Source organism: Campylobacter sp. IFREMER_LSEM_CL2256, assembly GCF_025771645.1.
GTDB lineage: Bacteria > Campylobacterota > Campylobacteria > Campylobacterales > Campylobacteraceae > Campylobacter_D.
In genome coordinates this window covers 67,963-92,974 of the sequence record NZ_JAKMQQ010000001.1, presented here as the reverse complement: position 1 = coordinate 92,974, position 25,012 = coordinate 67,963, and the positions used below count along the sequence as shown (strand labels likewise).

Genomic DNA, 25,012 nt, shown 5'->3' with positions numbered 1-25,012 from the left:
TTTTAACTAAATTTTTGCTTTAATAACAATTAATTAATTTAAAATTCATACAATGCTTGCTTTTAAATAAGGAAAAATATGTATCAAAGTTTTTACAAGGCTAATTTTGCTTATATTCTTTTACAAAGTGATAAAGATAAGCTTATTAATGTTGATTTTACTATATATAAACCTAATTTTACCAAAGATAACCCCCCCCCTGTTTTAGAACAAGCCTTAGAAGAACTAGACCTTTATTTTAACAAAAAACTTTTTGCTTTTAATACTCCTCTAGCTCTTCAGGGAAGTGAATTTGAACAAAAAGTATATAAAGCTTTGATAAAAATTCCTTATGGGCAAACTAAAACTTATCAAGAAATTGCTTCTTTCATCAATCACCCAAAAGCTTTTAGAGCAGTAGGTAATACAAATTCTAAAAATAAACTTGCAATTTTTATACCTTGCCATAGAGTAGTAGCTAAAAATCACTTAGGTGGATACAATGGTGGTTTATTTATCAAAGAGGCTTTACTTAAATTAGAAGGCGTGCTTTAAAATGCCAAGTTTATTGCTAGCAAGTTTTATTTGGGCTTTTTCTTTTCCATTAATTGGACATTTTATTACCTTAGAAATGGATAGTTTTTTTGCAGCATTTGCAAAAGTTTTTTTATCTTTATTGGTATTTTTACCTTTTTTAAATTTTAAGATAAATTTGCATTTAAAACTAAAACTCATAAGCATTGGGGCTTTGCAACTTGGCGTGATGAATTTATTTTATTATCATTCTTTTTTATATTTAAGTGTAAGCGAAGTAGCGCTTTTTACGATTTTTACACCTTTTTACGTTGTGCTTTTTTATGGGCTTTTTTCAAAAAATCTTAGATATTTATATTTTATAAGTATTTTTATATGTATTATGGGTGCTTTTGTAGTTAAATTTGATAATATTAACTCTAATTTTTTATATGGCTTTTTACTTATTCAAGGGGCTAATTTAGTATTTGGAGCTGGACAAAGTTTTTATAAAATTTTATTAGAAAAAAATACAAATTTAAGCCAAAAAGAAGCCTTTGCTTATTTTTATTTAGGTGCAATCAGTATAACCTTACCTGCTTTTTTATTTTTTGGAGATTATAATAATTTACCATCCAATTTAAGCTCTTGGATAGCTTTGATTTATCTTGGGACTATTGCTTCAGGACTTGGATATTTTTTATGGAATAAAGGCTCTACTGAAGTAGATAGTGGAGTTTTAGCCTTGATGAATAATGCCATTATACCTATAAGTATTTTTATCAATATGAGTATTTTTGGAGTAGATGTAGAACTGCTACCTTTTTGCATGGGGACTTTAATCATTCTTTTTTCATTTTTTATACATAAAAAAATCATGCATTATTATAATAAGAAATCTTACTCAAATACAAACCACTAGCAGGAGCTAAAAATCTACAATGAGCTTTTTTAGCATTAATTTGTTCTAAAAGCTCATTTTGGCTCATTTTTCCTTCTAATACTTTTAAAATACTTGCCATCATCATTCTAATTTGTGATCTTAAAAAGCCATTTGCTTCAAAATAAAACACAGTGTAATTTTTATAAGCATAAACTCTAGTTTTATACATTTTTCTTATACTTGTTTTGCTATCAGAACCTTCTTTTTGAAAGAGTTTAAAATCATGCTCTCCTTCAAATAAAAATGCAATTTCCTTGGCTAATTCAATATTTATTTTTGGATAAAAATGTACATAAGAGGCTAAAAAAGGATTATATTTTTCATGACTTATAATGTAGCGATATACTCTTTTTTGCACATCAAAACGCACTTGAAAATTTTCTTGCATTCTTTGAATATGCTTTATATGTATAAATGGGTGTGCAAAATAATTGATTTTATTTTTTAAATATACAAAATCTTTAAAATGTTCTCCCGCTTTTACACAAGCGACCGCATTAAATGCATGCACACCTTTATCAGTTCTTGAAGCAAATAAAGGCTTTTCATAAATACCCAAATGCGACAAGGCCTGCGCTAAGGTATCTTGAACACTAAGCTTATGTGGTTGGGTAGCTGAACCTTGAAATTTAGAACCATCATAAGAAAAAGTTAATTTTAAAAGCATTAATACTTACTTGCAATTTTTGCTTTAAAATAAAACAAAGAAGTAACTAAAAAGCTTGAAAAAATCACAGCAATAGCTACAAAAGGAGGATTATAAAAACTAATCAAAAGCGTAAAATAAGCAAAAATAATCACAAAAATTCCAAAATAAGCAAAACCTTTTTCATAACGATAAGTTACTATACCAAAAGAGAGTGCAAAAAGCACGCTAGCTAAAGGAAATAAAGCTATAAGAATATAAATAACAAATTCTTTTGCTTTTTCTTTATTGCTTGTCACATCAGACCAATACCCATAAAAACTTTGAGTATTTAATTCTTTAGAAGAAAGCTTGCTTTTAATTAATAAATTTTTAAAACTAGAAATATGCCAATCTTCTTCTTTAATCTCATAAGCCTTTCCCTCATCTAGCTTAAAAGTAATAACCCCATCATTTGTTTCTAACTTTCCTTCTTTGGCTAAAATCACTTGTTCTTTATCTTGTAGATTTTTCTTTGGATGATACATTATGATATTTTTATAAGTTTCATTAGAATTTTTAGCATCAATAAAAACAAGCCATTCCCCATATCTTTGTCCAAATTCTCCTGTTTTTATGCTTACTTTAGCGCTAATTTTTTTATAATCTACAAAATTATCAAAAAGTTCAAAAGATATAGGTATAAAAACCAAAACCACCACAAGCATAAAAGCACTTACTAAAGCTGCAATTTTTGCAAAAAAACTTGCTATCATGCTTGGAGCTATACTCAAAGCAAACAACACCGTGCTTTCATTTTCCCTAGAAAGCCTATAAAAGGCCAAAGTCAAAGCTATGAAAAAAGATATGGGTAAAGTAAAAATCAATATCTTTGGTAAAAGATAAATATATAATTTGATTAATTCAAAAAAAGTAATTTCAATATAAGCAGTAATTTTAGCAAGTTGTATAAAAAATATAATCGAAACAATAATGAATAAGGTAAAAAATAAAGACAACATTGTGCTTAAAAACTGATTAAGCAAATACTTATAAACTAGCTTCATAATATACTTTCTATACTTAGATTAATCAAAATTCCGCAAAATAAAAAAGGAATCATAGGCATTTGATAATCCTTCTTGGCTATTTTTATAAACATCAAAAGACTTAAAAAACTTGCAATAAATAAAACCAAAAAGCCTTTTTCATAGCCAAAAATTCCAAAAATCAAAGCTATTATTATAACATCACCTTCCCCTAAACTTTCTAAAATTTCATCTCTTTTTTTAAAATTTTTAATAAAATTAATTACACTTTTTAGTATGAAAATTAACCCCGCCCCAAAACACACGCGAAATAAAAAGCTATCTTGAAAATCCTCTAAATTTAAACCATTTTGCAAAAAATCAAAACAAAAAGCTAAAATAAATAAAATCCAAAGCCAAAGCTCACTCACTGCTTTTAAATAATAATCCATCCAAGAAAGCGCTAATAATATAGCTAGCATACAAGCAAAAATTAAAATTTGAAAAACATCTTCGATTAAATAAAAAGCAAAGACAAACAAACACGCACAAATAAATTCATTAAAAGGATAAATCAAAGAAATTCTTTCTTTGCAAAAAGCACATTTACCTTTTAAAAATACAAAAGATAACAAAGGAAAAAGATGATAAAATTTCAAAGTTTTAAGACACTTAGGACATTTTGATCTTGGACTTATTATACTTTCTTTATGAATCGTTCTTAAAATCAAAACATTGACAAAAGAACCCATACAAAGCCCTAGTAATAAAAAGAAAAATATCATTTACCAAAAGTTCTTTTGCGTTTTTTAAACTCAGTAATAATATTTGCGATTTCTTTTTTAGTAAGTGCAGGAAATAAGGTTTGACTAAAATAAATTTCTGCATAACTTGATTGCCATAATAAAAAATTTGAAATTCTTTTAGCACTCCCTACCCTTAAAAACAAATCCACATCCTCGCTTAAGTCAAGATTTGCTTGTATATTTGCTTCATTAATTTCAAGATTTTTTTCAATCACCTTTTTAACCGCTCTAACTATTTCATCCTTACCTCCGTAAGAAATAGCCAAATTAACGCATAATTTTGTGTAGTTTTTAGTTTGTTCTTGTAAATTTTGTATTTTTTTTAAGGTTAATTCATCTAAAAGACTTAAATTTCCTATGGCTTTAAAACACACTTCATTGGCTACAAATTTATTTAAAGACTCATCAAGATATTTATTTAATAGTTTAAAAAGAAACTCCACTTCTTCTTTTGGTCTTTGCCAATTTTCTGTACTAAAAGCATAAAGGGTTAAATTTTGAATTTTTTCATCTATACATACTTCTATGATTTTTTCAACAACTTTAGCACCTTGACTATAGCCAATTTTTTCTAAAAGTCCATTTTTTCTAGCCCATCTTCTATTGCCATCCATTACCACAGCAAGATGTTTTAACTCATTCATTCTATCCCTTTATATCCATCAATCTTTTAAAAACAAACATAGGATTAAGCGTATTAACTACTTCAAATTTAAAATACTCATTTAAAAAATGCGCTACTTTGGCAAAAGGTGTTTGTATGCGTGTGATTTTACCATTATCAATTATAATTTTTAAAGCACCAAAAATTTCAAAATACAAATACACCTCTAAAATATTTCCATTTTTCTTAGCTTCAAACAAAGCCCTATTTCCCTCATAAACAAAAGGTATATGATAAATTCCTTCAAAAAATGCGAAAAACATTTCCTTATAAATTTCAAACTCATATGCGCTTTTACTTTCTATAAGCCTTTGAATAATGAATTTTTTATACCAAGCTTTTTCATCACCTTCTTGCAAAAGCTTTTCTATAAGTTCAGCCCCTTCTTCAAAAAGTCTAATTTTAGGCTTTTTCAAAAGATTTTTAAAAGAAATCACGCCTTTGTCTTCATAAACTTCAGCTAAATACTCCTCCCCTACTTCAAGCTCTATCAAACTTTTTGTTTCAAGCTTTTTAGTGTTTAAAAGCAATACATAGCGATTATATGCACGTTTTTCCAAAATTTGCATTCTTACAGGTAAAGTTGAGTTGATGATATTCACCAAAGTTTCCTTAATTCTTGTGCCAAAATAAAGCCAAGTTTTTCTTTGCTTTGTTTAGAACTTTGAGAAATACTATCTTTAGTGATAAAACAAATGCTATTTTCATCACCTCCAAAGTTCATTTGCTCATTTAAGACATTTAAACACACCATATCTAAATTTTTACTAACTAAAGATTTTTTAGCATTTTCTAAAGCATTTTGCGCATCAAATTCCATCTTAAAGCCTATTTTTTTACCTTTAAAATCTAAATTTTTTAAGATGTCTTCATTCAACTTTAATTTTAAATCAAGTCCGTTTAAATGCTCATTTTTCTTAATCTTACCCTTATAAGCTTTTAGAGTAAAATCACTCACAGCAGCAGCCATAATTAAAGCATCAAATTCTTTGTATTTTTGCAATTTTTCTTTTAATTCTAAAGAAGATTCAAATTTTTCTAATTTATAAGGTGTTTTAAACTCTACTGAGCTAACTAACACTACTTTAGCACCTAAAAAATACAAGGCATCGGCAACCGCCTTTGCCATTTTTCCACTTGAAAAATTACTAATACATCTTACATCATCAATTTTTTCTTTAGTGCCGCCACCACTTACAATAAAACTTTTATCTTTAAAAAAATCTTCCTGCATTAGACTTCTTTTTAAAGCATTTATAATACTATCAAGCTCAGCCAAAGCTCCCAAACCCTCATCTTTACAAGCTAGAGTTTTTACTACAGGATCAATGATAATATAACCTTGTTCTTTTAAATTTTTTAAAGAATTTTGAGTGCTAAAATGTAAATACATGTTTGTATTTGCAGCAGGTGCGATTAAAAATGGTTTATTTTTATCCACTGCTATTAAAGTTTGAATAAATAAATTATCTGCTATACCATGGTTTAATTTATTGATAGAATTTATACTAGCAGGCGCAAAAAGCACACAATCACAAGTCTTACTAAAAGCTATATGATTATTAGTATTTTGCCAACTTTCGTTATCTTCACATAAAATTTCATCCGCTAAAGCTTCAAAGCTAAGCTTAGTGCCAAATTTTAAAACTCCCAAACTTAGCAAAACTTTAACCCTAAAACCTTCTTTTTTTAATAAAGAAATAAGCTCATAAGCTTTATAAAAGGCTATACTTCCACTTACTGCTAGTAAGATTGTTTTCATTTTTTACCTAATTTTTTATAGTAAAAATCTTCTATGATTTGCACTTTTGCTCTATTGATATGTAAAGAGCCTTTTTCTACATCCTTACACACAGTACTTCCTGCTGCGATGATTACCTCATCTTTTATCTCAACCGGAGCGATAAATTGTGTATCTGAACCTACAAAAACATTTTTACCTATTTTAGTTTTGTGTTTTTTAACCCCATCATAATTACAAGTGATAGTACCACAACCTATATTAGTTCCCTCATCTATTTCACAATCTCCTAAATAACTCAAATGTCCTGCCTTAATTCCATTTAATAAAGCATTTTTACATTCTACGAAATTTCCTATATGGGTATTTTTAAGCTGACATTTTGGACGCAAATGCGCCAAAGGCCCTACATCGCTATTTTCCACTATACTATCTTCAATCACACTTGAACTTTTAATGATAGAATTAATGATTTTTGATTTTCCTTCTATACGCACATTTTCATATACTTCACACTCACCTACAAACTCAACCTCATCTGAAATAAAAGTCGTCACAGGCATGTGAAAAATCACGCCTTGCCTCATCCATTCTTTTTTAATCGCTTCTTGCATAAGATCTTGAGCTAGACAAAGCTCAATTTTATCATTTACCCCCATAAAATCTTGCTCATTTACAAACACCGCATCGATTTCATAGCCCTTTTCTTTTGCTAAATAAACCGCATCGGTTAAATAATATTCTTTGGCTTTGTTATCATTTTTTATCAGAGGTAATACTTCTTTTAAAATTTGTGCTTTTATAGCATAAACACCACTATTGCAAATATTTATAGCAAGTTCTTCTTTGCTTGCATCTTTTGTTTCTACTATTTTTTGAATTTTATTTTCTTTTAATACTATTCTTCCATAACTTTTTGGATCTTTTGCCTCAAAAACTGCCACATTAAAATCACTTTCATTTAAAGCTATTTTTTCTAAATCATCTGCCTTAACTAAAGGCATATCACCACATAAAATCAAAACTTTTTCATGCTTACTCTCATAACCCCTTAAAGCCCCTGCAGTACCTGGAAAATTTTGCAAGTCTTGCTCTAAAAAGCGTGTATTTGGAAAATGCTCTAAAACAACTTGCTCAACCTTTTCTTTTTGATGAGAAAGCACCACACATACATCATCACTAATTTTATATGCTTGTTTTAAAATATGTAAAATCATTGCTTTTGAGCAAATTTTTTGAAGCACTTTTGGATTTTGTGATTTCATACGCGTGCCAAGTCCAGCAGCCAAAATAAGCACAGAAATTTTCATAATTTACCTTTGTTTTAAAAATTATTGCTTATTTTAACAAGCTAAAGTAAAAATTCTTATTTTTATAAAATCATTTTTATTCTTTTAAGAGTAAAATTGCTAAAATGACGCTTTTAATTTTAACCAAGGAAATATTTTGAGGGTTTTACTAGCTTTATTTTTATCAAACTTGGCTCTTTTAGGTGCTGAAGCAACCATACCAACTGTAAATTTAAGCCTTAGTGCTCCAAATAGCCCACAACAACTCGTAACAACCCTAAATATAGTTATAGTTTTAACCATACTAGCTCTTGCGCCTACCATTGTTTTTGTAATGACTTCATTTTTAAGACTTGTTGTAGTATTTTCTTTTTTAAGAACAGCCCTTGGTACTCAAACTATGCCACCAAATACTATCTTGGTTACCTTAGCTTTGATTTTAACTTTTTTCATTATGGAGCCTGTGGCTACAAAATCATATAATGAAGGTATAAAGCCCTATATCGCTGAACAAATAGGTTATGAAGAAGCTTTTGCTAAAGGCGTTAAGCCTTTTAAAGATTTTATGCTAAAAAACACTAGGGAAAAAGACTTAGCGCTTTTTTATAGGATTAGAAATTTAGAAAATCCAAAAACCATAGATGATGTGCCTTTAACAGTTTTAGTGCCGGCCTTTATGATAAGCGAGCTTAAAACTGCTTTTGAAATAGGCTTTTTACTTTTCTTGCCATTTTTGGTTATTGATATGGTGGTAAGCTCGGTATTAATGGCTATGGGTATGATGATGCTACCTCCTGTTATGATTTCTATGCCTTTTAAACTTTTGATATTTGTGCTTGTAGATGGATGGAATTTACTCATACAAAATTTAGTCAAAAGCTTTTTAACTTAGCAGAATAAAATGTATATTTTTTCTTCCTTATTTAGTATATTTTGTTTGCTTTTTGGTGGATATTTTGCTAAAAAAATCAAAATTTTAAAACAAAAACAAGCGCGTGCTTTTTTAGATTTTGCTATTATTTTTGCATTGCCTTGCTTGATTTTTGAGCGTGCTTATCATTTAAATTTTGATTTTTCTTTGATTGTTATTATATTGCTTGGGTTGGGCTGTGCTATTTTTTCAGCATTATGTTGTGTATTTTTAGCTCTTTGTTTTAAATTTAGCAAAAGCACTCTTGTAAGTATTTTTTTACTTTCTAGCTTTGGAAATACTTTATTTGTAGGTATACCTATTATTAGTGGAATTTATCAAGATCCTCATTTTTTGGGAGAGATTATCCTTTATGATGCTCTTGCTACTTCTTTGCCAGTGGCACTGCTTGCTCCCTTTATCATATCTTTAGCTAGTGAGCAAAAGGTAAGCTTTTTACAAAATCTTAAAAAAGTTTTTACTTTTCCACCTTTTGTTGCTTTGATTTTAGGACTTTGTTTTAAGTTTGCTACACTTCCTGATTTTATCTTTGAACCTTTGCGTATGCTTGGAGCTAGTGCCACACCTATAGCGCTTTTTGCCATAGGTTTAAATTTAGGCTTTTTAAGTATAAAAACTTCCTATAAAGCAACTATAATAGTCATTTTTGGCAAAATGATACTCACACCTTTAATCTTTTTAGTGCTTTTAAAGCTTTTAAATTTCAAATTAAACCCTAGCTCTATCATCGCTTTACTTGAATCAGCTATGCCTACTATGACAATGGTTGCAGCTATGATTATGAAAGCAAAACTTGATACGAATTTAGCGGTTAGTTCTGTAGCTTTTGGTATAGTTTTTGCCTTTATTTCTTTACCTATTTGGGTATATTTTTTAAGCTAAGGATATAAATGGCATTTGCTATATTTGGAAAATATCTTTATGATGATCTTGCCTTTACCCTTAAAGCCTATACTCAAAAAGAAAGTAAAAAAGCTTTTAAAGCTATAGAAAAATATAAAAGTCAATATTATTTTTTAGGTTATATTCAATATGAATTTTATAAATATCTAGATGATAAAAATTATAAAAGCAAAGAGCCTTTTTTATATTTTTTTGCTTTTAAAACAAGAAAAATCTTTATAAGTGAAGAAAAAAATTTAGACTTTTACCCAAACTTTTCATCTAATTTAAATCAAGAAAAATATTTTGAAAACTTTGACAAAGTTAAAGATGCTATAGCTAAAGGTCAAAGTTATCAAGTTAATCTCACTCAAGAATTACATTTACAATCAAATCTTAATGTGTATGAGAGTTTTTTAAGCCTTTATCCTAAACAAAATACCCCTTATAAGGCTTATATGAAAAATGAATTTTTAGAACTAGCTTCATTTTCACCTGAGCTTTTTTTTAAAATCAAAAATAAAAAAATCATCACAAAACCCATGAAAGGCACAATCAAACGCTCAAATAATCCAAAAGAAGATGAAATTCTAAAAAACTTTTTAAAATGCGATGAAAAAACCATTAGCGAAAATGTAATGATAGTTGATTTATTACGCAATGATATTTCAAAACTCATCAAAAAACATTCTTTAAAATGCGAACTTTTTAAGGTTAAAACCTATCCTACCTTACACCAACTCATTTCAAAAATAAGCGGAAAATTAAAGCCAAAAAATGATTATTTTAAAATTTTCAAAGCCCTTTTTCCATGTGGATCTATCACAGGCGCACCCAAAATAGAAACCATTAAACTCATAGAAAATTTAGAGCAAAGAAAACGCGGGATTTATTGTGGAGCTATAGGTTTAATCCATAAAAACAAAGCAAAATTTAGCGTAGCCATACGCACTTTAGAGAAAAAAAATAATGATGATTTTTTAAGATATGGTGTGGGAAGTGGGCTTGTATGGGACTCGCAAAAACAAGATGAATTTGAAGAATTAAAGCTAAAAAGCAAAATTTTAGAACCTAACTTTTACTTGTTTGAAACAATGTATTATAAAAATCATTCTATTTTATTTTTCAAAGAACATTTACAAAGAATTTTAAACTCAGCTAAATTTTTTGGCTTTGATACTCAAAGATTAATACATAATTTTAAAAATATACTAGAGAGTAAAGATAAAAAATTCCATTTTAAATCTTTACAAAATTTCAATAATTTTGTTTTCAACCATCATCATTTTTTTACAAAAAGTAATTTTACTCAAAAAGGTTCAAAAGCTATTAAATTAAAACTTTTCAAAAATGGCCTTTATGAGTTTGATTTTAGCAATATGCAAGAAAATTCAAGCAAAAAACTACTCATAAGTAAAAACACCGTAAAAGTAAATCTTTTAACACACCATAAAACTTCTCTGCGTAATTTATATGAAGCAAATTCTCATCTATGGAAGGAAAATATTTGCTATGACATAGTTTTTTTTGATGAAAAAGGCATACTTTGTGAGGGTTCAAGAACTAATATTATTATAAAATTAAATGATGAGTATTTTACTCCTTATGCTAAAAACTGTCTCAATGGCATTTATAGACAAGCACTCTTAAAACACAAGCTCATCAAAGAAAAAGATATCACTAAAAATGAGCTTTTAAATGCTAAAGAAATTTATGCTATTAATTCTTTAAGAGGCCTAAAAAGGGTGTTTTTGTGAGAGTTTTGATTATAGATAATTATGATTCTTTTACCTATACCATAGCCTTTTATTTAAAAGAATTAAATATTGCTTATAAAATCATCAAAAACGATAAATTTAAAAATCCAAAAAAGCTTAAAAAATATGATTTTACCCATCTTTTAATCTCCCCTGGACCAAATTCTCCAAAAGAATCAAAGTTAAGCTTAAAAGCTGTAAAATATTTTAAAAAAGATAAAAAAATTCTTGGAATTTGTCTAGGACACCAATGCATAGCACATGTTTTTGGTGGTAAAATTTCTAAACTTCCAAATCCAACTCATGGTAAGGTAAAAACTATAAAATTTAAACCAAACCCACTTTTTAAAAATCTTGAACAAAATTTTAAAATTTGTTTATATCACTCTCTTTATGTTAGCCATATAGGTAAAAAATGTGAAATTTTAGCCCAAAGTGAAGATAATATCATCATGGCTTTAAAACATAAAAAATACGACATTTATGGAGTTCAATTTCATCCTGAAGCCATACTAAGTCAAAATGGCAAAAAGCTACTTAAAAATTTTCTTGCTTTATCATTACTTTAAGTTATATTTTCTATAATAAAACAAAAAGTTTAAAAATGAAAATTTTATATTTACTTTTCTTGCCCTTATTTTTGCTAGCTAATAATCTTAAAGAATTTATAGATTTAAGTTTAAACAATGAAAATTACTTACAAAAACAACTCCAATTTTCAAAAAGTATTTTAGAACAAGAAAGCGTGCAAAATGCTTATTTGCCAAGTTTACATTTAGGTGTTTCTTATCTTGGCTCAAACAAAGATCGCTTTATCATAGAACCTCAAGAAAGTCTAATGAGTACTCTTTCGCTTAAATTTTTACTTTTTGATGGGGGTAATAGAGAAGCAAAAATCGCTAGCATGCAAAGTCTAAAACAACTTGCTCATCTTGAAAAAGAAAACATGGCAAATTATATGGCGCTTAGTGCTAGTGTTTTGTATTTTAACTATCTTAGTTTAGAAAGTATTATAGCAAGTGATAAACAAAAAGAAATCACTCTGCAAAATCAACTCAAGCGCTTAGAAAATTTTTACCAAGCTGGACTTGCTAGCCAAAGTGAGCTTGAGAGCATAAGAGCAAAATTTGAGTTAAGTTCTTATGAATTAGCTCAGAATGAATTAAAACTATATGAATTAAAAAATGAAATTTATAATCTTAGCAAAACGCATTTTACGCCTTCTTTTCAAAATATTTTACAAGAACCAAGTGCAGAAAAAAACAAAAGCTATGAAATAGCCCTTATGCAAGAAAAATTAAATTTAGAAAATTTAAAAATAGACTCTGCTAGAGCTGAGTTGTTTCCAAAAATATTTTTACAAAATAGTTTTAGTTTTTATGATATGAACTATAATCCTAAATTACCACATGAGCTAAAATCAACAAGCGAAAGCTTTTTAAAAGAACATGGACAAAGCAATCGTTTTATTTTAGCTTTTGAGTGGAAAATTTTTGATTTTGGTGCTAATCAAAAAGCTCTAGAAACTCAAAAATATACAAGTAAAATCACTCAATTAGAGCTTGAAAAAACTAAAAGAAAAGTAGATATAGAACTAGATAATCTTTTACAAGAAATTGAAATTTCTAAAGTTAAAATAAAAGCATTAAATGCAAGTTTCAAAGCAGCTAATTTAGCTTTTGAGGCCATTGAGAAAAAATACACCGCAGGACTTTACTCATATGTAGAATACCTAAATGCATTAGAATTAAAATACAAAAGTCAAAGTCAGCTTGAACTAGCTAAAAATGAATATGAAATCACGAAAGCAAGGTATTATTTTACAGCTGGAATTGATATAAAAACAAAGGTTTTAGAATGAAATTAGTATTTTTAATTTTATTTTCTCTACTCACTTTAAAAGCTGAAGAAATTTATGCTAGTTTTGATGTGCTTGCACAAAATCAATCAAAATTATCCTTGCAAAGTGCTGGTATAGTTAAAGCAATTTATGTGAATGTTAATGATAAGGTAAAAAAAGATCAAGTTTTACTTAAACTTGAAGATTCTAGTGAGCAAATAGCCTTAAAATTGGCACAAAATGAATACAAACTTGCCACTCTTGCACTAGAACATGCTAAAAGTTCTTTAGAAAAATTTAAAAAGGTACAAGAAGTTATAGATAAGCAAAGTTATGAAAATGTTTTATTTGAGTTTCAAAAAGCACAAAGCTTGCAACAAAAAGCCTTTTTAAATATACAACATTACAAAGACTTAATCGATAAAAAAACCCTAAAAGCACCTTATGATGGGATTATTTCTAACAAATATATCGACATAGGCGATGGAGCTAGGGGAATTTCTCATGTTTTATTTGATTTTTTTTCTTATCCAAAAGTAAAATTGCTTTTAAGTTTTGATGAAAAATTTAAAGACAAGGTAAAAATCGATGATATTTTTATTTATAAAATAGACTCAAATGAAAAAGAATATCAAGGCAAAATCACACTTATTTATCCAAGTATAGACATAAAAACACGAAAAATTTATGCAGAAGTTGAGGCCTTAAACTTTACTCCAGGTTCTTTTGGAGAAGGAAAAATCATCACCAAGGATTAATCTTGTATCGTTTTGCTATTAATAATCCTATTGCTGTTTTGATGTTTTTTATCGCTTTGGTGATTTTTGGTACTTTTTCTATTTTTAGTATGCCTATTAATCTTTATCCAAAAGTAGATATTCCTTTGATTAAAATCACCACCACCGCTAATGGAGATTTAAAATTCATAGAATCTAAAATAACCAAAGAAATAGAAAATGCAATTTCAGATGTACAAGGGATAAAAAATATCAATTCTACAAGTTATAATAATTTTTCTATTTCTGTTGTTGAATTTGAATTAGGCAAAAACTTAGAAGTAGCTGCAAATGATATTAGAGATAAACTTAATACTATTAATCTTCCAGCAAAGCCAACCTTAGAAAAAATATCCCCTGATGCAGGATCTGTTGTATCATTATTTTTAAGCTCCAAAGATCATTTAAAACTTATGCGTAAGATTGACAATGATATAAAACCATTTTTACAAAAAATTTCAGGAGTTGGAACGATCAATGATATAGCCTTTTTAAAACCACAAGTTCAAATCAAACTCCTGCCTAATGCCTTGCAAAAATATCACATTAATGCACTTGATGTAGCTAAAATCATCCAAAGTCATAATTTTAAACAATATCTAGGTGAGTTTGAAAATTCAAAAGATAATTTCACCATCAAAGGATATTTTGAAGCACAAAATTTAAAAGAGTTAGAAAATATACGCATTTTTAGTGGAATATTTTTAAAAGACATAGCAAATATTAGCTATGGCTTAGAAGATCAAAAGCAGTTTGCAATGCTTGATACAAAAGATGGGGTATTACTTGAGCTTAATAAAATTTCTGGTTATAACTCCTTAAAAGTTATAGAAAATATCAAAAATTCTTTAAAAACATTACAAACAATAGTAGGCAATGAGATAGAAATTAAAATAGTTTATGATAAAAGCCAAAATATCTTAAAACATATCAATCAAGTTATTTTTGATATGGTTTTTGGCGTGATTTTGACACTTTTAATAGTGTATGTATTTTTAAGAAATATCAGTACGACTATTTTAGCTTTTATTGTTTTACCAACTTCAATTATTTCTAGTTTTTTTCTCATTAATCTTTTAGGTTATGATATTAATCGCTTAACCATCATAGCTCTTACTTTAAGTATAGGAATTTTTATAGATGATGCTATAGTTATTATTGAAAGTATAGCCAAAAAAGCAAAAACACTCCCTCCTTTACAAGCTTCATTTGAAGGGATCAAAGAAATAGGCTTTAGCGTTTTAAGCATTAGTGCGGTTTTATTGTGTGTGTTTATACCTATTGCTTATATGAATTCAGTTCCTGGTTTATTTTTTAATGTATTAGCTACTAGCGTTGCTTCTGGTGTGATTATAAGCTATCTTGTAAGTGTATTTTTAATACCTACCTTAAGTGCTAGATTTTTAAATACTAGCGAAAGCACATTTTATAAAAAAAGTGAATTTTTATTTATAAAACTTGACTTATTTTATGAAAAGCTACTTTATAAAGTTTTAGCTAATAAAATTAAATTTATCCTATCAACGCTTGTTGTAATTATTTTATGTTTTTCTTTAGCTCCTAAAATAGGCTTGGATTTTCTACCTATAGAAGAAGATAGTGAAATACAAATTTTATTAGAAAGCAAAAACGACTTATCTTTAGAAGCTATGAAAGAAAAAAGTTTAAAAGTATATGAAAATATAAAGCAAGATCCAAGTGTTGCTTATGCATATTTACTTATAGGATATAATGACGCAAAAGAAATTAAAAAAGCAAAAATTTATGTAAAATTAAAACCTTTAAATGAAAGAAAATTCAGACAACCTAAGCTTATTAGCCTTTTTCAAGAAAAATTAAACTCCTATGAAGACTTAAAAATAAAAGTTTTAGAACTCCCTAAAATAGAAGGAGCAGGCATTGAAGATCCAGTTCAAATTCAAATTTTAGGTGATGATTTAAAGCTAATAAAAGAAGCTATTAATAGAATGAAAGAAGTGTTTTCAAAACACGAAGGCTTTGTTGCTATAGATGATAATGAAGGGGATTTAAAAGAAGAAATTGCTATTAATATCAATAGAGAAAAAGCTGCCAAACTTGGTATTAACCCTCAAGAACTTGCTTATGTCTTGGCTTATTCCTTTGGAAATTTAAGTATTGGAAATATGGATTATAAAAATTTTAAAGATGAAATTATCCTTAGCTTTGATGAAGCTTTTAAGCAAAATCCAACTAGTTTAGAGCTAATAGAACTTAAAAATCATAACAATGAAAGTATAAAACTTGCTAGTATTGCTAGCTTTTCTTATAAAAAAGATCTTTCTTTGATTAACAGACACAATAAAACTACTAGTATAAAACTCACTTCAAGCATAGAAAACATTTCTTTAGGTGAAGTAAGAAAAATTTTTGAGTCCAATTTAGCTTATATTTTAGGAAAAAATAACCTATCTTTTGCTTATTCTGGTTTTTTGGACTTTTTAGATGATACCATTAGTGGGTTTTTGTTTTCTATATCTTTGGGGATGATTTTGATTTATTTAATCCTTGCTTCTTTGTATTCAAGTTTAATACTTCCTTTAATCATCATGATAAGCATGCCTTTGGCTTTTGGTGGAGCTTGTTTTGGAATTTTTATCACAGGAAATCACTTTTCTTTATTTGTACTTGTAGCTATTATTTTGCTTTTTGGAATGGTAGGAAAAAATGCTATATTATTAGTAGATGTAGCTAATAAAAAATGCGATGAAGATATGGAAGTAGAAAAAGCGCTAATTTATGCAGGAAAAAGTCGTTTAAGAGCTATTTTAATGACAACTTTTGCGATGATTTTTTCCATGCTTCCACTGGCACTTTCAAGGGGTTCTGGCTTTGAAGGAAATTCTCCTATGGCCATTGCTATTATATTTGGTCTTATTAGCTCAACCTTACTTACACTTTTAGTAGTGCCAGCTTTATTTAAATTTGCTCATAATTTAGATGTGAAAATTAAAAAAATCTACCAAAGAGAAAAAATTTAATTAAAAACTCTCGTATTCTTTAGCTATAAAAACTTCATCATCTTTTACAATTAATGGGCGTTTTATAAGCGTTGGATTTTGTAAAATCATCGCTTTAATCTCATCTTGGCTTAAATTTTGAAGTTTTTCTTTACTTAAGCCTAATTTTCTAGCACTCATACCTGCTGTATTAACAAGTTCTAAAATGCTTCTTTTGCTAAGCCAAAAATTTAAAGTTTCTTCATCTAGCTTTTTAATGTTTAAAAATTCAAATTCAATTTTCTTAGAATTTAAATAATCCATAGCCTTTTTAACACTATTACAATTTTTAATACCATAAAATTTTAACATTTTCTTGCCTTTTTAACTAAGTCTGCTATGATAAATGCTAATTCTAAAGCTTGGTCAGCATTTAATCTTGGATCACATTGTGTTTCATAGCGTTTAGAAAGCTCTTCTTGAGTGATATTTAAAGAGCCTCCTACACATTCTGTTACATTTTGCCCTGTCATTTCCAAATGTACCCCACCAGGATATACGCTCTCACTCATAGCTATTTCAAAAAACGCACGCACTTCTTGGATGATTTTATCAAATTCTCTTGTTTTAAAATTGCCCGATTTAACCGTATTTGCATGCATAGGATCTATGCTATAAAGTATATTAAATCCTTCTTGTTTTAACTCTTTAAATAATTTTGGCAAGGCATTTTCTATCTTATCACATCCCATACGGATGATGAAATTTAATCTTCCTGCTTCATTATGCGGATTTAAAATACTTACTAGCTTTTTAATCTCATCTAAATCATAATTAGCACTAAGTTTAACACCAAGTGGATTTTTCACACCGCTTAAAAAATGCACATGCGCTTCATCTGCTTTTCTAGTACGCTCACCTATCCAAAGCATATGTGCTGAACAATCATAAATTTCCCCGCTTAAACTATCTACCCTAGTTAAAGCTTCCTCATAAGGTAAAAGCAAGGCTTCATGAGAAGTATAAAAGGCTGTTTGAGAAAGATTTGGAGTATCAGTGATACCACAAGCTTGCATAAAAGCTAAAGCTTGAGTGATTTTTTCGCTAAGTTCATCATATTTTCTCCCAAGCTCTGCCTTTTTTAAAAAACCCAAATTCCACTTATGCACCACTCTTAAATCCGCTAAACCGCCTCTTGAAAAAGCTCTTAATAAATTTAAAGTTGTAGCACTTTGATAATATGCTTCTAGCATTCTTTTAGGATCAGCTATTCTTGATTTTTCATTAAATTCAAAACCATTAATAATATCCCCGCGATAACTTGGAAGCTTTACTCCTTCAATTTCTTCAAAATCACTACTTCTTGGCTTTGCAAATTGTCCCGCAACGCGCCCTACTTTAACGATGGGACAAGATCCTGCAAAAGTAAGCACTATAGCCATTTGAAGCATAACTTTAAACATATCTCTTATATTATCAGCGCCAAAATTTACAAAACTCTCCGCACAATCTCCTCCTTGAAGTAAAAATGCTTGTGAATTTACAACATTAGCAAGGGATTTTTTTAATTTATCCACCTCACCTGCAAAAACAAGCGGTGGTAAGTTTTCTAATTTTCTAACAACATCTTGTAATTCATTTTCATCAGGATATTGTGGCTGTTGCTGAATTTTATAATTTTTCCAAGAATTTTTAGTCCATTTCATAGCTTAACTTCCTAATTTTAGTAAGCTAAAATTATACAAAATGAGGCTTAAATTAAGATTTTAAAACACTTTCAACGCGTTCAAGACTATCTTGCTTATACAAAGTTAAGCGCACTATAGAATCTTCTAGTGCTAAAAGATTATGAATCTCATGAGCTTTTAAACTTATACTATCTAGCGTTTTAAGTAGAATTTTTTGGTTTAAAACTCCAAAATCAATGGAGCCTTTTAATACTTGTATGGTAATATCAAAAGGTGCTTTATGATCTTTCATAAAGCTATCTTTTGACATAGTTATGCAGATTTCTTTAGCATAAGCATTTTCTATTTTCTTAGATATATTAATGCCGTTTTGAATTTCTTGCTCCCAAGAAATTACTTCATATATTTGAGTTCTAAATTTCACTTTTATTTTTTAAGTTCTTTAATACGAGCAGCCTTACCTCTTCTATCTCTTAGGTAGAATAATCTAGCACGGCGTACGCGACCTCTTCTTAATACTGTAATACTTTCTAAACTTTCACTATAAATAGGGAAAATTCTTTCAACGCCTACATTATTAGCGCCAATTTTACGTACGATGAAAGTTTCATCTACACCATTTCCTCTACGTGCTATACAAATACCTTCAAAATTTTGAATTCTTGTTTTATCGCCTTCTTTAATGCGAATAGCAAGTCTTAAAGTATCTCCAGCACGAAATTCTGGAACATTTTTACCTTCAATTTGTTTTTGCTCAAATTGCTCAATGTATTTATTTTTCATAACGATATTCCTTAAAATTTGCGTTCATGCTTTTGATACAAATCAGGACGAAAATATTTCGTTTTGCAAGACGCCAAAGTAGTTTTTAAAGCTGTGATTTTAGCGTGATTTCCCTTTAAAAACTCTGAAGGCACATAAAATTTTTTATTTTCCTTTTCAAAAACAAAAGGCTTAGAAAATGATGGGGCTTCTAATAAGTCATTTTCAAAACTTTCTTCACTTAAGCTTTCACTATTCCCAAGAACATCTTGAATATTTCTGCTAATAGCATCACATATCACCAAAGACGCTAACTCTCCACCTGTAAGTATAAAATCACCTATAGAAAATACCTCATTAGCAAATTCTTCCACAATGCGCTCATCCAAACCCTCATATCTACTGCTTACAAAGCAAATATGATCTTTCTTACTTAATCTTTTAGCATCAGTTTGTTTAAAAGTCTTAGCGCAAGGCAAAAGAAAAACAAAATGAACATTTTTATCTTGCTTTTTAATATGCCTTAAGCAATCATACAAAGGCTGAGCTTGCAACAAAAGCCCTGCGCCTCCTCCTATTTTATAATCATCTACTTTAAAGTGCTTGTTTGTGGTAAAATTTCTAGGGTTAACAAATGCAAACTCTAATATCCCTTTTTCTTTTGCTCTTGCTAAAATAGAAGTTTGAAAATAAGGTTCAATAAGCTCTGGGAATAAACTTACAAAAGTATATTTCATGAATTTTCTAAAATATCTAAAGCAGATTGTGTAAATATCTTTTTATTTTCTACATCAATTTTTTGAATATATTTATCAACATAAGGAATATAAAAGTTTTTAACCTTTGTCTGCAGTTTTTCATCGCATTTTATACAAAATAAAAATCCTACTCCATTTTCTAAAATGTCTTCAACTACACCTAATTTTTGCTCATTTTCAAAAACATCACATCCAATTATATCAAAATAAAAATACTCATCTTTTTTTAATTTACAAGTTTCTTTTGTAGCTTCAATAGTTTGAAAAAGAGTAATATTAGTTAAGGTTTTGGCAGTCTCAACACTCTCAAAACCTTCAAATAAAACTAAAGATCTAGTTTTATCAAAAGCTTTTATGGTGTAAATTTTTTGATTAATATCAAAAAATTTAGCACCTATTTTAAACTGCTCATAAAAATCACTAAGATTATGTAATTTTACATAACCTTTCAAACCAACACTTTTCCCAAGTTTAGCAACTTGGACTAAATCATTCTTCAATAGCTTTTACCGTTATACGATATGAAGTTGCATCTTTAACTTTATAAGCCATAATGACTGTTTTTATTGCGTTGATTAATTTTCCATTTTTTCCGATCAACTTACCAGTATCAGATGGATCGACATAAATGATAATTTCAGCAAAATTATTTTCTAAATTTTGTCTTTGTATATCAACTTTTTCAGGAAAATCAACAATTAATTTTGCGTATTCTCTTAAAAAATTTTCAACCATTTTTATTTGCTTGTAATAGCTGCTACTCTATCGCTTAATTTAGCACCTACGCTTTTCCAATAAGCTAAACGCTCAGCATCAAATTTTACCACTTCAGGTTCAACCATAGGATTATAATATCCAATGCTTTCTATCCAACTACCATCACGTCTTTTTCTGCTATCAGTTACAACTATACGATAAAATGGTCTTTTTTTACGTCCCATTTTTGTAAGTCTGATTACTGTCATTTTAATACTCCTAAAAAAATTAAAATTTTGTTATAGATATTTTAACTCATATATCCATAAAAAAGCTTTAATTATTGCGGTCTTTTAGCTTGTTGCAACATATTCATAAAGTTTTCCATTCCTTTTTTGTTTGAAAATTTCTTTGCCAACTTAGCTGCATTGCTAAATTGTTTTAAAAAGCGATTTACTTCTATTTGAGATAAACCAGCCCCCTCTGCGATACGACGCTTTCTTGTATTGTTTAACAAATCAGGATTTTCTCTTTCTTTTGGCGTCATTGATGAAATCATTGCCTTAATATGAATAATTTCTTTAGAATTATCCAAATCAATATCTTTAATATTTGCTGCCATAGATGATAAACCAGGTATCATACCAATGATTGATTTCATACTACCAAGTTTTTTAACGCTTTCCATTTGATTTAAAAAGTCATTAAAATTAAATTCACCTTTTTTAATTTTCTTATTTAGTTTTTTTGCTTCTTTTTCATCAATAATGGCTGCAGTTTTTTCAGCCAAAGTCGCTAAATCACCCTCGCCCATGATACGATTAACAATTCTATCAGGGATAAATACTTCTAAATCAGCTACTTTCTCACCAACACCAATAAATCTCAAAGGTACACCAATTTGTTTTGCTATGCCTAGCGCAACACCACCTTTAGTATCTGCATCAAATTTACTTAAAATAACCCCTGTAATTTCTAAAGCCTCATTAAAACTACTTGCTGTTTTAACTCCATCTTGACCACTCATAGCATCAGCTACATAAAATACTTCATCAGGATTTAAAATAGCTTTTACTTCTTTAAGCTCATTCATCAAAGCCGTATCGATCGCCAAACGGCCGGCAGTATCTACAAGCAAAACATCATACATAGAATTTTTTGCTTTTTCTAAAGCTTGTTTAGCTACATTTAAAGGATTACTTTCATTTTCTATAAAAAATAAATCAAGCTCATTAGCTTGAGTGAGTTGTCTTAGCTGTTCTACTGCAGCTAATCTTTGCAAATCACATGCAGCAATTAGTACTTTTTTATTTCTTAGTTTTAAGTAATTAGCAATTTTTACCGTAGTAGTAGTTTTACCACCACCTTGTAAACCGCACATCAAAACAACCGTAGGCGGCTTACTAGCAAATACAAAACCTTGATTTTTACCTTTAACACTAAGAATTTCTTCTAAATTTTTCTTAATTGAGTCTAAAAATTGTTTTTGACCTATACCATTAGTTTTTACATCATTTTCTACTAAAGTAAGTAATTCTTTAGTAACTTTATGATGTACATCTGCTTTTAAAAGGGCTTTTTTTAAAGTGTCAAGAGCATTTTTTAAAGCTTTTTCATCATCAACAAAACGAAGTTTATTAACCGCGGATTTAAATGACTCACTAACTATTTCAAACACTTTATTTTCCCTTTATTAAAATTTTAAAAAGCTAAATTATAAACCCTTTTAGCTTTAAACGCCTTTAAAAATTTAAATTTTTTATTTCAAAACCATAAGCATTGAAGCTCTCATCAAGTAAGGCTTTAAATTGATAATCAAAAATATGCGTTTCATAAGAGTGTAAATACATTCTTGATGAACTAATTTTTGCATATTTTTCATCACCTATAATACCATGTTTTATATGATTTAAATGTACTCTAATTTGATGTGTTCTACCTGTTTTAATGACTGCTTTTATTAAGGTTTTTTTAGCATTTACCATTAAAGGTATAACTTGAGTATGAGCTTCTAAGCCAAATTTATCGATTTTACTAAAGGCTCCAGATTTATTTTTTATAGTAGTTATTTTTTCACAAATTTCAAGTTCTTCAGCAATCACCCCATCAACAATAGCTAAATAACTTTTATAAACATTTTGTTTTTTGTATTCTTGAATGCATTTTAGTCTAAATTCCTCATCTTTACTTAAAAGTAAAACTCCACTTGTTTCCTTATCAAGTCTATTGATTAATTTAGCATTATAAATACCTTCTAAATTCTCACTAATCTCTCCATAAGGCTTATTTAAAGCTATGATTTTATCATCTTCAAAAAGTATTTTTGCTTTTTTTATTTTTTGCACAACAAATCTTGTTTTAGAACTCATTAAAGCCCTAGCTATAACAACCTTTTTACCCATAGCAAAAACACAGCCTTTGTCAATCAAATCCTTTGCTGCGTTATTAGAAATTTTTTCTTGCATTGCAAGCAATTTATAAGCTTTTTCTTGCATCTAAACCTTCTTTTATACTTAATATAATTTCATTTAAATCACTTTGTTCTTTAAGTTGTACTTGTGGTAATTTTTGCTTTAAAAAAACATTTATATCTTTTGCACTTTCACAAATATACAAACCATCAACTTCTTGATATAAACTTTCTTGATTAAAATAATATTTCCCTGAGATAATAACATTATTCCATCTAGCTGCCTCTATAGGATTATGCCCACCTATATTATCTACAAAAGAGCCGCATAAAAAAACCACATCACTAATCTTATAAAAACTTTCTAGCTCACCTAAAGTATCTAGCAATAAACATTTGGCATTAAAAAAATTTGCAAAATTATTTTCGCTTAGAGTAAAGTCTGAAAATTTTTGCATATTATAGTGGTTTTTTTGACAAAAATCTTTTAAAATTCCCTCAACCTCGCCAAAACGCTCTGGATGTCTTGGGGCGATAATCAATTTATCGTTTTCTTCTAAATTAATTTCATTAAGTAATAATCGTTCTTCATTTTCATGTGTACTAGCAAATATAATAATCCTAGCTTTGGGCTTGGAATAGTTTTTCACTTGTTCTTGTTTTATATTAGCTTTGATATTTTTATATGCTATAACATTTTTAGCGCCCAAGCATTCTAATCTTTCTTTGTCTTTTTGACTTTGCGCAAACACAACATCAATATATTTAAAAATCAAACGATAAAAAAAGCTAAAACGCTTATAGTTTTTTAAAGATCTATCGCTAATTCTAGCATTTAATAAAACAACTTTTGCATTATAAAACTTAGCCATAAACACAAGCATAAGCCAAAGCTCTGCTTCAAAAATAACCAAAACTTTACAAGGTCTCATCCAAAAAGGTACAAAAATCTCAAAAGGGAAAAAATTTACTTTTTTAGAATATTTTAAAGCTTCACTAAAACCAGTTTGAGTTATGATTGAAATTTTACAAGTTGGAAAAAGTTTTATTAAAGGAATAAGGCTTTTAATTTCACCAAAAGAACAAGCATGAAAATACACGTCACCTTGTTTTTGCCTTAAATTTTTGTAAAGAAAGAATCTTGATTTTAATGATATTTTATACTTTTCCTTACAAAAACTTAAAATCAATAAAAAAGGAGCTGCAATTATATATATAATCACAGCAAAAATATAATAAAAAAAAATCAATTTTGATTTTCTTCTTTTTCTTTGTATAAAATTCTTCCACAATGTGGGCAAGTTATGATTTCATCACCTTTTAAAACAGCCAAATAAGTTTTATCATAAATTCTCATAAAACAGCCATAACAAGCATGTTTTTTTACAGGAACTACCGCAGTATTTCCCGCCCATTTTCTAATTTTTTCATAAAAAGTTAAAACTTTTTGGTTTATTTCACCTACTAATTTTACCTTTTTGTCATAAATTTGTAATTTTTCTTTTTCAATATCCACTAAAACAGTTTTAGTTTGAGCATCGATTTGATCCACTTCATTTTCAAGTTCGCTTCTTTTAGCTTGCAATTCTTGTATAAACTTTTCTTTATTTTCTAAAATTTTATCCAATCTTTCAATTTCTTCATTTGCTGCATCAAGTTGTTCTTTGGCTATATCCTCTTCAATTTTTAAAGCATTTGCTTCTTTTTCGGTTTTTACCGCTGCACTTTTTTTGGCTATTTCTTTTATTTTTACACCAAATTCTGCAATATGATTGTTGTTTTGAATTTTTTGATTTTCTATATCTTTAATATCTTTCTCAAAACCTGCAATTTCTTCTTCTGTTTTATCAAGTAAATTGCGTTTTTCTTTTAAATCTTTTGTAGCATCTTCTACTTTATTTGCAAAACCATCAAGTTCTTTATCAATTTGCGATAAAGCTATAAGTTGTTCTAAATATTTACTCATT

General features: G+C 28.5%; 28 protein-coding genes. 9 read left to right on the top strand and 19 right to left on the bottom strand.

From position 1 onward, the window contains the following. Positions 1-78: 78 nt before the first annotated feature. On the top strand, positions 79-534 hold the full coding sequence (locus L8U00_RS00480) for a methylated-DNA--[protein]-cysteine S-methyltransferase (protein WP_263708136.1): 456 nt from the start codon (positions 79-81) through the stop codon (positions 532-534). A 1-nt stretch (position 535) separates the two neighbouring features. Beyond that, positions 536-1,414: an EamA family transporter gene (locus tag L8U00_RS00475; RefSeq protein ID WP_263708135.1), complete on the top strand. Its 879-nt coding sequence runs from the start codon at positions 536-538 to the stop codon at positions 1,412-1,414. Here the strand turns inward: L8U00_RS00475 and truA are convergent. The 7 genes from truA to glmU are packed head-to-tail and all read right to left on the bottom strand — an operon-like array spanning position 1,368 to position 7,609. Next, positions 1,368-2,102: a tRNA pseudouridine(38-40) synthase TruA gene (gene truA / locus L8U00_RS00470; RefSeq protein ID WP_263708134.1), complete on the bottom strand. Its 735-nt coding sequence runs from the start codon at positions 2,100-2,102 to the stop codon at positions 1,368-1,370. The two genes, L8U00_RS00475 and truA, sit on opposite strands and share 47 nt — an antisense overlap. Next, positions 2,102-3,127: an LptF/LptG family permease gene (locus L8U00_RS00465; RefSeq protein ID WP_263708133.1), complete on the bottom strand. Its 1,026-nt coding sequence runs from the start codon at positions 3,125-3,127 to the stop codon at positions 2,102-2,104. Before L8U00_RS00465 ends, truA begins: the two co-directional genes overlap by 1 nt. Beyond that, the gene (locus L8U00_RS00460) at positions 3,124-3,873 is read right to left on the bottom strand and encodes a prepilin peptidase (RefSeq protein ID WP_263708132.1); all 750 of its coding nucleotides are present in this window, start codon (positions 3,871-3,873) and stop codon (positions 3,124-3,126) included. Before L8U00_RS00460 ends, L8U00_RS00465 begins: the two co-directional genes overlap by 4 nt. Then, the gene (gene uppS, locus L8U00_RS00455) at positions 3,870-4,538 is read right to left on the bottom strand and encodes a polyprenyl diphosphate synthase (protein WP_263708131.1); all 669 of its coding nucleotides are present in this window, start codon (positions 4,536-4,538) and stop codon (positions 3,870-3,872) included. The genes L8U00_RS00460 and uppS overlap by 4 nt, the downstream gene beginning before the upstream one ends. A 1-nt stretch (position 4,539) precedes the next feature. Next, the gene (locus L8U00_RS00450; RefSeq protein WP_263708130.1) at positions 4,540-5,160 is read right to left on the bottom strand and encodes a hypothetical protein; all 621 of its coding nucleotides are present in this window, start codon (positions 5,158-5,160) and stop codon (positions 4,540-4,542) included. Further along, on the bottom strand, positions 5,157-6,320 hold the full coding sequence (coaBC, locus tag L8U00_RS00445; RefSeq protein ID WP_263708129.1) for a bifunctional phosphopantothenoylcysteine decarboxylase/phosphopantothenate--cysteine ligase CoaBC: 1,164 nt from the start codon (positions 6,318-6,320) through the stop codon (positions 5,157-5,159). The genes L8U00_RS00450 and coaBC overlap by 4 nt, the downstream gene beginning before the upstream one ends. Next, positions 6,317-7,609 carry a bifunctional UDP-N-acetylglucosamine diphosphorylase/glucosamine-1-phosphate N-acetyltransferase GlmU gene (gene glmU / locus L8U00_RS00440; RefSeq protein ID WP_263708128.1) on the bottom strand — a complete coding sequence of 431 codons (1,293 nt, stop codon included), beginning with the start codon at positions 7,607-7,609 and terminating at the stop codon, positions 6,317-6,319. Before glmU ends, coaBC begins: the two co-directional genes overlap by 4 nt. Before the next feature lie 133 nt (positions 7,610-7,742). Between glmU and fliP the strand changes: the two genes are divergently transcribed. The 7 genes from fliP to L8U00_RS00405 are packed head-to-tail and all read left to right on the top strand — an operon-like array spanning position 7,743 to position 16,773. After that, positions 7,743-8,480 carry a flagellar type III secretion system pore protein FliP gene (gene fliP, locus L8U00_RS00435; RefSeq protein ID WP_263708217.1) on the top strand — a complete coding sequence of 246 codons (738 nt, stop codon included), beginning with the start codon at positions 7,743-7,745 and terminating at the stop codon, positions 8,478-8,480. 9 nt (positions 8,481-8,489) lie between these two features. Further along, complete coding sequence (locus L8U00_RS00430) at positions 8,490-9,401, top strand: AEC family transporter (protein ID WP_263708127.1); 912 nt, start codon at positions 8,490-8,492, stop codon at positions 9,399-9,401. An 8-nt stretch (positions 9,402-9,409) separates the two neighbouring features. Beyond that, on the top strand, positions 9,410-11,158 hold the full coding sequence (locus tag L8U00_RS00425) for a bifunctional chorismate-binding protein/class IV aminotransferase (RefSeq protein WP_263708126.1): 1,749 nt from the start codon (positions 9,410-9,412) through the stop codon (positions 11,156-11,158). Then, complete coding sequence (locus L8U00_RS00420) at positions 11,155-11,727, top strand: anthranilate synthase component II (RefSeq protein WP_263708125.1); 573 nt, start codon at positions 11,155-11,157, stop codon at positions 11,725-11,727. The genes L8U00_RS00425 and L8U00_RS00420 overlap by 4 nt, the downstream gene beginning before the upstream one ends. 35 nt (positions 11,728-11,762) lie before the next feature. Then, positions 11,763-13,019, top strand: a complete 1,257-nt coding sequence (locus L8U00_RS00415; RefSeq protein ID WP_263708124.1) for a TolC family protein — start codon at positions 11,763-11,765, stop codon at positions 13,017-13,019. Then, entirely contained in the window at positions 13,016-13,756 is a 741-nt protein-coding gene (locus L8U00_RS00410; protein WP_257938476.1) for an efflux RND transporter periplasmic adaptor subunit, read from the top strand. Before L8U00_RS00415 ends, L8U00_RS00410 begins: the two co-directional genes overlap by 4 nt. Positions 13,757-13,758: 2 nt before the next feature. Next, on the top strand, positions 13,759-16,773 hold the full coding sequence (locus L8U00_RS00405; protein ID WP_263708123.1) for an efflux RND transporter permease subunit: 3,015 nt from the start codon (positions 13,759-13,761) through the stop codon (positions 16,771-16,773). On the opposite strand, the gene L8U00_RS00400 is transcribed toward L8U00_RS00405, so the two are convergent. The 12 genes from L8U00_RS00400 to L8U00_RS00345 all read right to left on the bottom strand — a co-directional run bounded on the left by L8U00_RS00400 (position 16,774) and on the right by L8U00_RS00345 (position 25,011). After that, positions 16,774-17,103, bottom strand: a complete 330-nt coding sequence (locus tag L8U00_RS00400; protein WP_263708122.1) for a Spx/MgsR family RNA polymerase-binding regulatory protein — start codon at positions 17,101-17,103, stop codon at positions 16,774-16,776. Then, the gene (locus L8U00_RS00395) at positions 17,097-18,437 is read right to left on the bottom strand and encodes a class II 3-deoxy-7-phosphoheptulonate synthase (RefSeq protein WP_263708121.1); all 1,341 of its coding nucleotides are present in this window, start codon (positions 18,435-18,437) and stop codon (positions 17,097-17,099) included. Before L8U00_RS00395 ends, L8U00_RS00400 begins: the two co-directional genes overlap by 7 nt. A 52-nt stretch (positions 18,438-18,489) precedes the next feature. Then, complete coding sequence (locus L8U00_RS00390) at positions 18,490-18,843, bottom strand: cupin domain-containing protein (RefSeq protein WP_263674636.1); 354 nt, start codon at positions 18,841-18,843, stop codon at positions 18,490-18,492. 2 nt (positions 18,844-18,845) lie between these two features. Continuing rightward, positions 18,846-19,202, bottom strand: a complete 357-nt coding sequence (gene rplS / locus L8U00_RS00385; RefSeq protein ID WP_012661698.1) for a 50S ribosomal protein L19 — start codon at positions 19,200-19,202, stop codon at positions 18,846-18,848. Positions 19,203-19,213: 11 nt separating this feature from the next. Next, positions 19,214-19,918, bottom strand: a complete 705-nt coding sequence (trmD, locus tag L8U00_RS00380) for a tRNA (guanosine(37)-N1)-methyltransferase TrmD (RefSeq protein ID WP_263708120.1) — start codon at positions 19,916-19,918, stop codon at positions 19,214-19,216. Continuing rightward, the gene (rimM, locus tag L8U00_RS00375) at positions 19,915-20,439 is read right to left on the bottom strand and encodes a ribosome maturation factor RimM (RefSeq protein WP_263708119.1); all 525 of its coding nucleotides are present in this window, start codon (positions 20,437-20,439) and stop codon (positions 19,915-19,917) included. Before rimM ends, trmD begins: the two co-directional genes overlap by 4 nt. Next, positions 20,429-20,674 (bottom strand): KH domain-containing protein, encoded by a 246-nt coding sequence (locus tag L8U00_RS00370; RefSeq protein ID WP_012661701.1) that lies wholly within the window; start codon positions 20,672-20,674, stop codon positions 20,429-20,431. Before L8U00_RS00370 ends, rimM begins: the two co-directional genes overlap by 11 nt. A 2-nt stretch (positions 20,675-20,676) precedes the next feature. Beyond that, a complete protein-coding gene (gene rpsP, locus L8U00_RS00365; protein ID WP_012661702.1) occupies positions 20,677-20,904 on the bottom strand; it encodes a 30S ribosomal protein S16 in 228 nt (75 codons plus the stop codon). Between the two features lie 71 nt (positions 20,905-20,975). Then, on the bottom strand, positions 20,976-22,313 hold the full coding sequence (ffh, locus tag L8U00_RS00360) for a signal recognition particle protein (protein ID WP_263708118.1): 1,338 nt from the start codon (positions 22,311-22,313) through the stop codon (positions 20,976-20,978). Between the two features lie 64 nt (positions 22,314-22,377). Beyond that, a complete protein-coding gene (locus L8U00_RS00355) occupies positions 22,378-23,130 on the bottom strand; it encodes a pseudouridine synthase family protein (protein ID WP_263708117.1) in 753 nt (250 codons plus the stop codon). Next, a complete protein-coding gene (gene waaA, locus L8U00_RS00350; protein ID WP_263708116.1) occupies positions 23,111-24,295 on the bottom strand; it encodes a lipid IV(A) 3-deoxy-D-manno-octulosonic acid transferase in 1,185 nt (394 codons plus the stop codon). Before waaA ends, L8U00_RS00355 begins: the two co-directional genes overlap by 20 nt. Then, the gene (locus L8U00_RS00345) at positions 24,292-25,011 is read right to left on the bottom strand and encodes a zinc ribbon domain-containing protein (RefSeq protein ID WP_263708115.1); all 720 of its coding nucleotides are present in this window, start codon (positions 25,009-25,011) and stop codon (positions 24,292-24,294) included. Before L8U00_RS00345 ends, waaA begins: the two co-directional genes overlap by 4 nt. Position 25,012: the final 1 nt, after the last annotated feature.